This window comes from Bacillus sp. FJAT-28004 (genome assembly GCF_001280845.1).
Lineage (GTDB): Bacteria > Bacillota > Bacilli > Paenibacillales > Paenibacillaceae > Pristimantibacillus.
Map to the genome: position 1 here is coordinate 3,930,873 of NZ_LGHP01000001.1, position 13,644 is coordinate 3,944,516.

14 protein-coding genes and 1 other RNA gene are annotated in these 13,644 nt (G+C 44.9%); all 15 read left to right on the top strand.

The features are described from left to right. The first annotated feature begins 415 nt into the window (after window positions 1-415). Window positions 416-985, top strand: a complete 570-nt coding sequence (gene rpoE / locus AC787_RS17195; protein WP_054025901.1) for a DNA-directed RNA polymerase subunit delta — start codon at window positions 416-418, stop codon at window positions 983-985. Window positions 986-1,472: 487 nt separating this feature from the next. Beyond that, window positions 1,473-3,074 (top strand): CTP synthase, encoded by a 1,602-nt coding sequence (locus AC787_RS17200; RefSeq protein WP_054025902.1) that lies wholly within the window; start codon window positions 1,473-1,475, stop codon window positions 3,072-3,074. Window positions 3,075-3,231: 157 nt separating this feature from the next. Continuing rightward, window positions 3,232-3,630, top strand: coding sequence for a response regulator (locus tag AC787_RS17205; RefSeq protein ID WP_076271590.1), 399 nt, complete (start codon window positions 3,232-3,234; stop codon window positions 3,628-3,630). 285 nt (window positions 3,631-3,915) lie between these two features. Beyond that, window positions 3,916-4,023: a hypothetical protein gene (locus AC787_RS35390; protein ID WP_414730955.1), complete on the top strand. Its 108-nt coding sequence runs from the start codon at window positions 3,916-3,918 to the stop codon at window positions 4,021-4,023. A gap of 303 nt (window positions 4,024-4,326) precedes the next feature. Next, window positions 4,327-5,589 (top strand): UDP-N-acetylglucosamine 1-carboxyvinyltransferase, encoded by a 1,263-nt coding sequence (locus AC787_RS17210; protein ID WP_054025903.1) that lies wholly within the window; start codon window positions 4,327-4,329, stop codon window positions 5,587-5,589. Window positions 5,590-5,712: 123 nt separating this feature from the next. Then, complete coding sequence (gene rho, locus AC787_RS17215; protein ID WP_054025904.1) at window positions 5,713-7,047, top strand: transcription termination factor Rho; 1,335 nt, start codon at window positions 5,713-5,715, stop codon at window positions 7,045-7,047. A gap of 21 nt (window positions 7,048-7,068) precedes the next feature. Continuing rightward, on the top strand, window positions 7,069-8,322 hold the full coding sequence (locus tag AC787_RS17220; RefSeq protein WP_054025905.1) for a radical SAM protein: 1,254 nt from the start codon (window positions 7,069-7,071) through the stop codon (window positions 8,320-8,322). 144 nt (window positions 8,323-8,466) lie between these two features. Continuing rightward, complete coding sequence (gene rpmE / locus AC787_RS17225; RefSeq protein WP_054025906.1) at window positions 8,467-8,664, top strand: 50S ribosomal protein L31; 198 nt, start codon at window positions 8,467-8,469, stop codon at window positions 8,662-8,664. Window positions 8,665-8,747: 83 nt separating this feature from the next. Beyond that, window positions 8,748-9,176, top strand: a complete 429-nt coding sequence (locus AC787_RS17230) for a hypothetical protein (RefSeq protein WP_054025907.1) — start codon at window positions 8,748-8,750, stop codon at window positions 9,174-9,176. Window positions 9,177-9,245: 69 nt separating this feature from the next. Continuing rightward, an RNA gene (gene ffs, locus AC787_RS32955) (signal recognition particle sRNA large type) lies at window positions 9,246-9,514 on the top strand. A 323-nt stretch (window positions 9,515-9,837) separates the two neighbouring features. Next, window positions 9,838-11,628 (top strand): DNA polymerase III subunit gamma/tau, encoded by a 1,791-nt coding sequence (dnaX, locus tag AC787_RS17235; RefSeq protein WP_054025908.1) that lies wholly within the window; start codon window positions 9,838-9,840, stop codon window positions 11,626-11,628. Window positions 11,629-11,652: 24 nt separating this feature from the next. Beyond that, entirely contained in the window at window positions 11,653-11,964 is a 312-nt protein-coding gene (locus AC787_RS17240; protein WP_054025909.1) for a YbaB/EbfC family nucleoid-associated protein, read from the top strand. A 137-nt stretch (window positions 11,965-12,101) separates the two neighbouring features. Continuing rightward, the gene (gene recR, locus AC787_RS17245) at window positions 12,102-12,701 is read left to right on the top strand and encodes a recombination mediator RecR (RefSeq protein ID WP_054025910.1); all 600 of its coding nucleotides are present in this window, start codon (window positions 12,102-12,104) and stop codon (window positions 12,699-12,701) included. A gap of 162 nt (window positions 12,702-12,863) precedes the next feature. Next, the gene (locus AC787_RS17250; protein ID WP_235561000.1) at window positions 12,864-13,112 is read left to right on the top strand and encodes a DUF2508 family protein; all 249 of its coding nucleotides are present in this window, start codon (window positions 12,864-12,866) and stop codon (window positions 13,110-13,112) included. Continuing rightward, on the top strand, window positions 13,109-13,372 hold the full coding sequence (locus AC787_RS17255) for a pro-sigmaK processing inhibitor BofA family protein (protein ID WP_054025912.1): 264 nt from the start codon (window positions 13,109-13,111) through the stop codon (window positions 13,370-13,372). The genes AC787_RS17250 and AC787_RS17255 overlap by 4 nt, the downstream gene beginning before the upstream one ends. Window positions 13,373-13,644: the final 272 nt, after the last annotated feature.

A 13,644-nucleotide genomic window follows, 5' to 3' on the forward strand; every position in this document is an offset into this window, starting at 1 on the left:
GAGCGCTCTAGAACGCATGAGCAACTTGCCTTTTTTCACATAATTAGGCTGAAAACCGTGTCAAAAATCGCCTGGGGACATACGATGAACAAAGAGTTCTCAGGGGCTCTTACGACCAAGGTACGTTGCCTCGTGTCATGGCCGGATGGATACAGTCAAAGCGGAAGGACTATCCTTTCGCTTTTTGCATATAAGTCCAAGCTATGCTGGAAGCAGCATGGTCCGCTTGCTTTTTTATAGGAAATAGGTTTTACTATACTTTGACTAGCGTAAACGGCAGGTGCGAGCCACTGGCAGTTACTGACCGTTGAGCAATTGAATGTGAGCGGTGTATAAGAGGGAAACGTACACGATCCTTGCATTTTATAGGTAAGAACGAGTACATAATTTGAATGGCAAGAGAGGATGTGTCCATATGAGCAGCAGCAATTTCACGTTAAAGCTGGATCCTGAACGTATGAAGGAAATGCCTATGGTCGATTTGGCCTTTGAAGTGCTGAAAGCGGCTAATACACCTTACTACTATCGCGATCTAATGATGGAGATCGCTAAAATACGCGGTCTTTCCGCAGACGGAATCAACCAGTTCATCGCCCAAGTGTATACGGAAATCAACATTGATGGACGTTTTGCTTGCGTTGGCAGCAATATGTGGGGACTGAAACGCTGGTATCCAGTGGAGCGTTCCGAAGATCCTGTAGGTAATGCGAAGCGTACGCGTATCATTAACGACGATGATGATCTCGAAGATGATGATGTATTTGCGGATGAAGAAGAGGATACTTACGCAGAGGCTGAAGAAGACTACGATGTATTCGACGAGGACCGTGAGGACTTCGAAGAGGCTGAAGAGGAAGCGGAAGTCGATGAGGAAGTTGGTATCGACGACGAGGAGCTAGAGGAAGAAGTCGATGGCGAACTCGATGCGGATGATGATGAGTCGGATGATGAGGAATTTGAAGACGAAGATGAGAGTGATAAGTAGTTTGCTGAAAGTGTAAGGCGGTCTAAGCATTGAGCTTATATGCCTTCATGCACTTATCTGCGGTACGAGCTCTGCTCTCTACTGACGGCTAAAGTCGTTTGAGCAGGAGTGAGGAATATCCAGTCAGTTTCGCTTGACAGGTGCTACGAGCGCAGAGTAAACTATCTCATGGGCTTAAGATTCGGTTAACAAATAACGCATACAAGCGTAAACGACTAGTTTCGTCTTTTGGCGAGAAGGTCCAGTTTCGCTGTGAAATAGAAGTAGAGCATTACATATTGCTGATGCTTGCTTGTATTTTTATATATGCCAAAAAAGGAAAAGTGCCCCGTTGCTACGGGTGTCACTTTTTTTGTTTGTGAGGGATGGGTCTGTAGGATGCATTCCCACAAATTGGATGGATAGGCGGAGTGTATCCGCATCCATGTTTATCGAGTAAATGGGCAAACCTAAACATTAACCATAGGGCTTGGAGGGTATCATCACAGTGACCAAATATATATTTGTAACCGGCGGCGTAGTGTCGTCCTTGGGCAAAGGGATAACAGCAGCCTCGCTTGGCCGATTGCTGAAGAACAGGGGCCTCAAAGTAACGATTCAGAAGTTTGATCCGTACATCAACGTGGACCCAGGAACGATGAGTCCATATCAGCACGGCGAAGTATTCGTTACCGATGATGGTGCAGAAACGGATTTGGATCTTGGTCACTATGAACGGTTCATCGACATTAACCTGTCGAAGAACAATAATGTGACGTCCGGCAAAATCTATTCCAACGTAATTACCAAAGAGCGCCGCGGTGACTACTTGGGTGGAACTGTTCAGGTAATCCCACACATTACGAACGAAATCAAAGACCGTGTATTCCGTGCGGGCAAAGAAGCGGGTTCAGATGTTGTCATTACAGAAATCGGCGGTACCGTGGGCGATATTGAAAGCTTGCCTTTCCTTGAAGCTATTCGTCAAATCAAAAGTGATATCGGTCGCGACAATGTAATGTACATTCACGTTACGCTTATTCCTTACATTAAAGCGGCAGGTGAAGTGAAAACAAAACCAACGCAGCATAGTGTTAAGGAATTGCGCAGCATCGGCATTCAGCCGAACGTGATCGTATGCCGTACTGAGCATCCGCTTGCTGAAGATTTGAAACGTAAAATTGGCTTGTTCTGCGATATCGATGCGAATGCAGTCGTAGAATGTCGTGATGCTTCGACTTTGTATGAAGTGCCATTGATGCTTCGTGAGGAAGGCCTTGACGAGATCGTTGTCAATCATCTGAAGCTTAAGACAGAACAACCGGATATGCGTGAATGGGAAAGCCTTGTTCAGCGCGTGAAGTCGCTGCATAAGAAGACGGAAATCGCGATTGTAGGGAAATATGTCTCATTGCACGATGCGTACCTCAGTATTGTAGAGTCACTTGAGCATGCGGGTATTGCTTCCGATTCAGAAGTGAAAATTCGTTGGCTGCACGCAGATGAGCTTACCGAAGAGAATGTCGAGCAACAGCTCAGAGGTGTTAACGGTATTCTTGTACCAGGCGGATTTGGCGATCGCGGTATCGAAGGCAAGATTACAGCTATCAAATACGCTCGTGAGAATAAAATTCCATTTTTCGGTATTTGTCTTGGTATGCAAGTAGCTGTCATTGAATATGCTCGAAATGTGGCTGGACTAGCTGGTGCGAATAGCTCTGAAATTAATTCATCCACTCCATATCCGGTTATTGATTTGCTGCCGGATCAGAAGGATGTTGAAGATATGGGTGGTACGATGCGTCTTGGTCTCTACCCTTGTAAGCTTAAGTCAGGTACGCTCGCAGAGCGTGAATATGGCGACGAGCTCGTTTACGAGCGTCATCGTCATCGGTATGAATTTAACAATGAGTACCGTGAAGCAATTGAATCCGTTGGTCTTACTATTTCCGGAACTTCTCCTGACGGTCGTCTTGTTGAGGTAGTTGAAATGGCTGATCATCCTTGGTTCTTGGCTGTTCAATTCCATCCTGAGTTCAAGTCTAGACCGAACCGTCCGCAGCCTTTGTTCCGCGGATTTGTACAAGCTGCGCTTAACCATTCCGAGTAATTTATAGCATTTTCGATTAATGACATATTCTATAACAACATCTGATAAGTTTTTCTCTTGGCGAGAAGGATTATATACCCACTTTAGCGAATATATTAACGATTATGGAAGAGTTGGCCATTTTTGTGAGTGAGCTCATTTGCGGGGGGATTTGGAGTTGGATAAGAAGAAAGTGTTGATCGTTGATGATCAGAACGGTATTCGCGTATTGCTCATGGAAGTTTTCAGCAGCGAGGGATATAATACTTTCCAAGCGTCTAATGGCAAGCTGGCTTTGGAAATCGTCAAGAACGATGCTCCTGATCTTGTTCTGTTGGATATGAAAATCCCTGGTATGGATGGTCTAGAAATTTTAAAGCATGTTAAAGCTATCGACCGTAACATTAAAGTCATCATGATGACCGCATACGGTGAATTGGATATGATTAAAGAAGCGACCGATCTCGGGGCATTAATGCACTTTACGAAACCTTTCGACATCGATGAGATGCGAATTGCGGTTAATATGCAGCTGCGAGGCGGTAACTCCACAAGTCGTTTTGCAATAGGCTCCTGATTTAGCGAATAAACGGCATCGTCTCTTACTTGAAGGCGATGTCGTTTTTTTCATTTATTGGTAATAGCAAAACAAGCTTTACCATTCCAAGGCTCATTATGTTATAATGTCTCAGAATGACAAGTCGGAGCGAGCTGGAGGAAGAAAGATAACATTTACGAGGAAGGCAACGATCTCGTTAGTTCCTATGAATGAATTTTGTCAAGCGCTTAAAGCAAGCAAGATACAACAGGTCGGTTCAACATTAACAACAGGGCTTTTACACAAACGATTGTTGAATCTGCTATGGAAGAAAATTCACCGTTTATACGCAGGGTCAGCGAAAGCGCCTTGAAATATATGGACATTGAATTCACTGTTGCAATAGCATGTGCTGCGGCAAAAAATATCTAGTCTTCCAATCGATTTGAGTCTTGTTAATGTACCTTTTAGAGAAACATGCTGCTAAAACAAATACAATTCATTAAATGCAAGCAGTTAACGCTGATGCATTTGAACAACGCAAATACTGACAGCTGTGCTCAGTGAGAAGCTGGCTGTTTTCAAGAAAAATCCGTTTGTTCGGAAGTAACAACCAAGTGTAATAACAGGAGCAAAGGAATAAACCGCCTCATAACGGCAAGTGGGTTTAACACTCGCTTGCTTTGGCGGTTTTTCCTTTATTCTCTTCCAATCTACGGGAGGAACTATAATTAGATGGAGAAATTGATGATACGCGGTGGACGGCCGCTTCGCGGCACCGTTCAAATCAGCGGAGCCAAGAACAGCGCGGTGGCTCTTGTACCTGCTGCTATTTTAGCAGAATCAGAAGTTGTGTTGGATAATTTGCCTATTATAAGTGATGTAGCTGTATATAGTGAAATTTTGCAAGAGCTTGGCGCTGTCGTAAAGCGTGACGGCGATATGATGCGCATTGATCCTTCGGCGCTTGTCTCAAAGCCTATGCCAAATGGTAAAGTGAAAATGTTGCGTGCGTCTTATTATTTGATGGGTGCAATGCTTGGTAGATTTGGTGAAGCGACGATCGGAATGCCTGGGGGCTGCAACTTCGAGCCAAGGCCAATCGATCAGCATATTAAAGGGTTTGAAGCTCTCGGTGCTACGGTAACGAATGATCATGGATCCATTCGAATTCATGCTAAAGAGCTTCGCGGTGCGAAGATTTATCTTGACGTATCGAGTGTTGGAGCAACGATTAATATTATGCTAGCTGCCTCACGGGCTAAAGGGATAACGATTATTGAAAATGCGGCAAAAGAGCCTGAAATTATAGATGTAGCTACTCTCCTTAATGCCATGGGCGCAAAAATCAAAGGTGCCGGAACTGAGACGATTCGCATTGAAGGGGTCGATCGGATGCATGGTTGCCGCCATTCCATTATTCCCGATCGAATCCAAGCCGGTACGTATATGATTGCAGCTGCCGCAACGCGCGGCGATGTCCTTATTGATAATGTTATTCCTAAGCACTTGGAAGCGATGACCGCAAAGCTTGAAGAGATGGGTGTTCAAGTGATTGAGATGGATGAATCCATCCGGATTATTGGCGGACCAAATTATTCGTCAATTGATGTAAAAGCACTTGTGTATCCGGGTTTCCCAACGGATTTGCAATCCCCGATGACTACCTTGCTTACACAAGCGAATGGAGTTAGCATTTTAACCGATTATGTTTACGGCACTAGATTTAAGCATGTTCCTGAGCTTACTCGCATGGGAGCTGATATTCGTGTCGAGGGCCGCTCGGCTGTTATTGAGGGCGGTAAGCTGAGCGCTGCTAAAGTTAAGGCTGCTGATTTACGTGCGGGCGCTGCACTAGTTGTAGCTGCATTGACTGTTGAAGAAGGCGTTACTGAAATATCGGGCGTTGAATATATTGACCGAGGTTATGATAATCTAGTAGAAAACTTATGCCGACTGGGTGCGGAAGTATGGCGTGAAACGGAAGCCACTTCATAAGGAATAGGACGATGCAGACGCTGTGGAATAGACGGCGTCTAATTCGGCAATGATGGTTAATCAATCCTATGATTTTACTAGATATACAAAATCATAATGAAAATTAAATAAAGTGGTGAGAACATGACAGACCTTCAGATCGCAGATCTAGAAGAGATGAAATTGACCGACCTTTACAAATTGGCGAAGCAATTTCAAGTTCCCTATTACGGAACGCTTAAGAAGAAGGAATTAATTTTTGCAATTCTTCGAGCACAGGCAGAGAAGAGTGGCCTTATGTTCATGGAAGGTGTACTTGATATTTTGTCAGAAGGCTTCGGATTTTTACGGCCTATTAACTATTTACCGAGCAAGGAAGATATTTATATTTCAGCTTCTCAAATTCGCAGATTTGATTTGCGAAGCGGCGATCTTGTGTCGGGAAAATGCCGTCCGCCGAAAGAGAATGAGCGTTATTTTGGTTTACTGCAAGTAAATGCTGTTAACGGCGAGAACCCGGAGACGGCTTCCGAACGATTGCACTTTCCTGCGCTTACTCCTCTTTATCCAGAAAAGAAGCTAGTGCTTGAGACGACACAGTCGAAGCTTTCCACTCGAATGATGGATTTGCTTGCACCTGTAGGACTTGGCCAACGCGGTCTAATCGTAGCTCCTCCGAAGACGGGTAAAACACTGCTTCTCAAAGAAATCGCCCACAGCATTTCCGAAAATCGTCCCGATATCAAATTGTTTGTCCTGCTTATTGATGAGCGTCCAGAGGAAGTTACAGATATGCAGCGTTCCGTGAAAGGTGAAGTTATTGCCTCCACGTTTGATGAGCTGCCAGAGAACCATATCAAAGTAGCTGAGCTTGTACTTGAGCGAGCGCTTCGTCTTGTTGAGCATAAGAAGGATGTTGTGATCTTGATGGATAGTATCACCCGTCTTGCTAGGGCGTATAACTTGGTTATTCCTCCTTCTGGCCGTACGCTTAGCGGCGGTATCGATCCTGCAGCTTTCCACCGTCCAAAACGGTTTTTTGGTTCGGCTCGAAACGTGGAAGAGGGCGGAAGCTTAACTATACTTGCGACTGCGCTGATTGAAACGGGTTCGCGTATGGATGATATCATTTATGAAGAATTTAAAGGTACCGGTAATATGGAGCTCCATCTAGACCGGAAGCTGTCAGAGCGTCGAATTTTCCCGGCACTTGATTTGCGCAGATCTGGAACTAGACGTGAGGAGATGCTGCTCACGAAGGAAGAGCTGGAGAAAGTTTGGGCTATCCGTAGAGGAATGACGGACACGCCTGATTATGTAGATAATTTCTTGAAGAAACTTAAAGACAGTGAGAACAATGAACAGTTCCTAATGTCTCTTGATACAACAGTTGAAGCTAAGCCAGAGCGGTCCGGCATAAAAAGCAGTACTACAACGACCAGCAGGCGTCCTACGCCTAGAACCACGCACGGATCGTAAGACCGCAGGAGGGAGAACAACATGAATCTCGTATATGCGGATGAAAACGGAAATGTATTTGACCATCCCGATTTTATAGCCTTGGGAAGAAGCGGCGATATGATTGTCGAAATTATGGAGGAGGAATTAATTCCACTTCCTAATGGAGCAACGCTTGTTAGCCTTCCATTTACTAGACCAATCGGACTTAACCCGAGTACAGGCGAGATGCAGGCACTTCAGGGCGGTGCTCAAGCGGTCGGAGCTTTGCTTCCGCAAGGATTCACTCGCCTTTGCTTGCCAGGATATGTGAAAGCTGATAAGAACGAGAAGCTGCCATTGTTCGGATATACGGCCGTAGTATGGAAGAATGGCAACTTTTACGTAACGGCTGAGCAAAGCGATAATCCCGAGAGATGGGACCCGCTTAACTGTGACCGCGGTGAACTGGGCATACAGGTGGAGCGTTTGCTTGCCAAATACCCGGAAAATCGTCTTTACAAGCATCTGTCCAACTGTGCTCTAGGCTATGAGTGCTTAACCTCTTCCAACACGTTTCTAGGAAGATGGGAGGGTGCTGTTCCTGTATCCTATTCTTGTAATGCAGGCTGCTTCGGTTGCATTTCAGAACAGCCTGACGATAGCGGCTTTGTTGCCCCGCAGACTCGGATGAATTTCAAGCCGACTGTCGATGAGATCGTCGAAATAATGCTTGAGCATTTGCGCGAGCCGGAATCCATCATTAGTTTTGGTCAAGGCTGTGAAGGTGAGCCTTCAACACAAGCAAAAATTATTGTCGAGGCAATGAAGCGTGTTCGTAGTCAAAACTCGCTTGGATACATTAACATCAATACGAACGCTGGCTTGACTGATTTCATGCGAGCGATTGTCGATGCAGGTCTTAATCTCATGCGCGTGAGTACGATTAGTGCACTGGATGACCACTATAATGCTTACTATAAGCCTCGGGGCTATAACTTAAAAAATGTTGAGAAATCGCTGAAATATGCTTCTGACAATGGTGTTTATACGTCGATCAACTATTTGATTTTTCCAGGGGTCACAGACCGTGAGGAAGAAATTGAAGCGATGATTGGCTTCGTTAAGCGTACCGGACTTAAACTCATCCAAATGCGCAACCTAAATATCGATCCTGAAAGCTACTTGGCGATTATTCCCAAGGCACAAGGCGAGATATACGGGATGAAGCAAATGCTTGAAATTTTCCGTGAAGAGCTTCCAGATGTAGTTATCGGCTCTTATACGCATGTTCCACCAGCCGCATTGCGTCGATAAGTACCAATTAGACTGTAAATTCGGCTAATATTAACCATATCATCGATTATTCATTGCAACTGCAAATCAGTTCATGCTATAATCCGAGATGTGCGATTTAACTCTGAGTCCGCATGCGATTCAGGGCAGAAAGAGGTGAACGAGATGAAACAAGCTATTCATCCGACATACCACAACATTACAGCAACTTGCGCTTGTGGAAATTCCTTCGAGACTGGTTCGGTTAAACCGAGTCTTCGCGTAGAGGTTTGTTCCCAATGCCACCCATTCTACACGGGTAAGCAAAAGTTCCTGGATGCTGGCGGCCGCGTCGATCGTTTCAAGAAGAAATACGGTATTTAATCCTACAAATCGTTCCGCCTTTATTTGGCAGAATACAAGAGCCTCCCTCAGCCATCCTATTGGATAGAAGGGAGGTTTTTTGATTGGATAAACAACCATTCGATTTGAGTAAGCGATTAGGTTTATTTCAAATTGCGATCTTGGCAGTAAGTCTGATTGTGTTAGCTATGATGTTCTCAGGTTGTGGGAACGGGAGAAGCAAGCAAGAAAATAGGCTGAAAACCTACGGTCATGATGGATACATGGGATATTCAAACAGCAATCCCAATTTACCGAATCGTTATCAGTATCTTAATTATAATGCTGACGGGAACTTTATTGAGCAGGTGCTGAAGCCGATTTCGGGCATCGAGCATACACAAATTTATTTTAACGGAACGGATCTTCATGTGAATCTAAAAGTAAATAAAGCATTGTCCGACGGCCAAGTGGAAGAGCTGCGAGCAAAAGCCCAGTCGGTTGTACAGGATAATATGCCTCGGTATAAGGTCCATGTAGAAGCCAAAAGGTAGACTCCAGCATATTGTCCAATTTCAACCGTGAGTTGCGCTTTGGGACAGAATCGGCTATACTTATTTTTGCCGTGCTAGATGGGGAGGTAGCGGTGCCCTGTAACTCGCAATCCGCTGTAGCGAGGTTGAATTCCTACTTGAGGTTATACTGATGTAGGGTCTTGGCACTTGCGAGCAGTGTTGACAGTTGGGTCCTCCGCAATGGACGTTTGTGAACTTGGTCAGGTCCGGAAGGAAGCAGCCATAAGCAAATTAGTTCATGTGCCGGGGGAGTGCCTGACTCGAGCTGTAGTGCAAGGATGCCGCCTGGGTCGTATTAATCAGGAGTAGGTGCACGGTACTAAAATTTTCTAATATTATTGCTAATAGCAAAAGTAGCACCTGTGATCGCTGTTCGATGTTTTTGTCGGAAATAGCGAATGCAGGTGTTTTTGTTTATAGATGTTGTTTTAATAGGGTACAGCCTTGGCAAAAGAAAGTTTTGCTTGCTACACAGTTGTTGTATAATAGGGGAATAGCAATTATTTTAAATATAAGAAAGTATATCTTTTTCTTACACTTATCTTATATTTCAACGGGTAAAGCTGCTTTAGCGTTCAAAGGACGCCGAAGGCATTTTTGCTTGTTGTAATGAAAAGGCAACTTGAAAGGAAAGGTCTGCGTGTCACATATCGCTTTATACCGTGCCTGGCGTCCGCAGACGTTTCAGGACATGGTTGGACAACAGCATATTATCCAAACGCTTCAAAATTCAATTCGTGAGCAGCGTGTATCTCATGCTTATCTTTTTAATGGGCCGCGAGGAACCGGAAAGACAAGCGCCGCGAAAATTTTGGCCAAAGCGGTTAACTGTGAACGTGGTCCGGCTGAAGAGCCATGTAATGAATGCGATGCTTGCGTAGGGATTACCGCGGGGCATATTATGGATGTAATCGAGATAGATGCTGCATCTAACCGGGGTATTGATGAAATTCGTGATATTCGTGATAAAGTGCGATATGCACCTTCAGAAGTGCGGTTCAAAGTTTATATTATAGATGAAGTACATATGCTTACGGCCGAGGCATTTAATGCCTTGCTCAAAACATTGGAGGAGCCGCCGGGGCATGTTATTTTCATCTTGGCGACGACCGAACCGCATAAGCTGCCTGCTACGATTATCTCCCGCTGTCAGCGGTTTGATTTCAGGCAGGTATCGCTTGAAGAGCAGACACAGCACTTGCTTAAGATTTGCCGTGAAGAAAGCATACTAGCCGACGAAGATGCCCTTGCCTACATTGCAAGATTGTCGGAAGGCGGTATGCGCGATGCGATTAGCTTGCTAGAGCAGGTTTCTGCTTTTGCAGGTGACCGTATTACACTCGAAGCAGCTGTAGATGTGACAGGCGGCATGGCTGCAGATCATTTCTATCAGCTTGCAGAAGCGGTTAAGGATCGTCATGTAGCAGCTGTTATGCCACTCGTGGAGAGCTTGATGCAAGCTGGCAAAAGCGCGGACAAATGCATGGAAAACTTAATTTATTATTTCCGTGACTTGCTGGTTATGAAGCTTGCTCCTCAGGGAGGTGCTGTAACTGAACGAATCGTTGATCCTGAGCGGTTCAAAATGATGGCAGAGGCTTTCACTGCAGAGCGATTGTTCACTATGATTGATACGCTGAATCGATATCAAGTAGAGTTAAAGCATGCGTCGCAACCTCAAACCTTGTTTGAAGTGGCGCTTATGAAGCTCTGCACGTTAAGCGATGAGCAATCTACAAGCGGAACAGCCTCTGGAGGTTCAACACCTTCAGCATCGACTGGTGGACAATCGGCTGAAGTTGGCCGATTGCGTCAGCAGATCGAAGCTTTGGAGCGCAAGCTTGAGCAAGCGATCCAAAATGGAGTGGCTGGCGGAAACGGTGCATCGTCTTCTGACAACGCAGCTAGCAAGCAAGCCGCACGTACTAATGCGGTTCGCAGTTCATTTGGCGGCTCAGGTGGCGTCGTGCGCTCGGCGGTTAAGCTTGATCCGTACCTTGCGTCAGCAGGCAGTCCCGAATTTAATCAATTCAGGATGAAATGGAATGATGTGCTTCAAGGCGTGAAGGACGCTAAGATTACGGTTCATGCTTGGTTAAAAGACGGTGAACCGGTTGCTTCCGCTGATGATGCCATTCTCGTTGCTTTTAAGAACACGATGCATCGAGAAACGACCGAGAAGCCGGCCAATCGAGAGATTATCGAAAAGGTCATGCATGATGTGCTCGGCGGTTCATTCCGAATCGTTACAGTTATGATGAAGGACTGGCAGGCGGCAGCGGCACAAGGCGCTAGCACACAGAAGAGTGAGACGCTTCAGCTTGAGCCTGAATCTTCTTCTGCACCACAAGGTGCAAGCAGGCCGGTATGGGTAGAAGAAGCCGTCAAGCTTTTTGGTGAAGATTTAGTAGTAGTGAAGGATAAAGATTAAATTCTAATGATGAGGTGATTTAAGATGAACAATATGAACCAAATGATGAAGCAAGTGAAAAAAATGCAAGATCAAATGATGAAGGCTCAAGAAGAGCTGGAAACAAAGACAGTTGAAGGTACTGCAGGCGGCGGCGTAGTAACTGTGTCTGCAAACGGCCATAAAAAACTTCTCAGCATTACGATTAAACCTGAGGCAGTAGATCCAGAAGATGTAGAAATGCTGCAAGACCTTGTGCTTACAGCTGTTAACGATGCGCTAACTAAAGTGGATGATTTGGCGAATAAGGATATGGGTAAATTCACAGGCGGAATGAAAATTCCTGGATTGTTCTAAGAAGCAGCATTGCTTCTGTTTGAAATAAAAGAAAGTATAGTGTGCCTTCATACTTATCTTTTATTTCTCCGTCAAAGCTGCTTCAGTGTCCAGGTGACATCGAAGGCGTTTTTGCTTGAAAGGAGCTGTACCCAGTTTTGTACTACCCCGAACCGATAGCGAAATTAATTGATGCTTTTACGCGATTACCGGGTATTGGACCCAAAACGGCCGCCCGTCTGGCGTTTCATGTACTTCGAATGAAAGAAGACGACGTCATCGATTTTGCGAAGGCGCTAGTAAGCGTTAAGCGCAATTTGTTCTATTGCTCGGTTTGCTGCAACATAACCGATACAGATCCATGCAGAATCTGTCAGGATAAATCTCGTGATCACTCCGTTATTTGTGTCGTTCAAGATTCTAAGGATCTTGTTGCGATAGAGCGTATGAAGGATTTTCAAGGCCATTATCACGTTCTTCAAGGTGCAATCTCGCCTATGGAGGGCATTGGCCCAGACGAAATTCGTATTGCTGAGCTATTAAGAAGGCTGAGTGACGAACGTGTTCAGGAGCTAATACTGGCAACTAATCCGAATATTGAAGGCGAAGCGACTGCAATGTATTTATCGAGGCTCATCAAACCATTTGGTATTCGAGTTACGCGTATCGCGCATGGATTGCCTGTTGGCGGTGATCTTGAATATGCGGATGAGGTTACCTTATCCAAAGCATTAGAGGGTCGTAGAGAAATAAACTAGTCTTAAAGAAAAATAGAAAACGGCAGGTCGAGGAGTTACTCGATCTGCCGTTTTTGTCGTTTCTATAGGATGCTCCATTTAATATCTCGTTCTATTCTGATGTCCATGTTTATACATATAGTAATGATCATTAAGTAATAAGGACAAGCGGGAGGGATATTTGTGAGCAGTACGCAGCAGCTCGAGTTGAAAATAACGGTCAACCAAATGGATGATATCCGAGCGGAAATTGTTGAGGCGCACCGTGAATGGGAGAATGCGAACCGTTTTTTTGATTACGCAGTCGGTAAGGATCAAATTGATTATGCAATATATTGTATGATCACAGCAGAAAAGCGATATGAGATGCTACTTCGTTTGGCAAAACGTACAAGCAACAACTGGCCAGCTTGGAGAGGGGTGAGAGTATGAAGGCAGTTTGGTTATCTATTTTTATCGGATCTTCTCTCCTGTTAGCAGCCGTACTGTTAAAAAACAAGTTATCGTGGGGATGGCTTCGGAGTTTTTCGCTTCATGTTGTTTTGGCGGCTGGGTTATTGTATTTGTTAAACTATTCGGGGCTCGTACCAGGGATGTATATCCCGCTAAACCCTATTACAATAGGAACCGTACTTACATTAGGCGTTCCTGGGATCGCCTTAATTGTTGGGCTTCAATGGGTGGTGGTTTAACGGATTTGAAAAAGGTTTGGCCAAAAGGTTGACTCTTTAATCAATTATATGCTACATTAGTTCTCGCCCCAAGAGTAAGCGAACGAGCTTCAAAAAAAGAATTTAAAAAAAAGCTTGCATTAACTTGGGCGAATGTGATATATTATAAAAGTCGCCGATACGAAATACGCGGTCGACACGAAAGAAAAGATTGCTCTTTGAAAACTGAACAACGAGTAATAACTGCCTCGCAAATCCTTCGGGATAAGCGAAAAAAGCGATAAAAAAGTAAT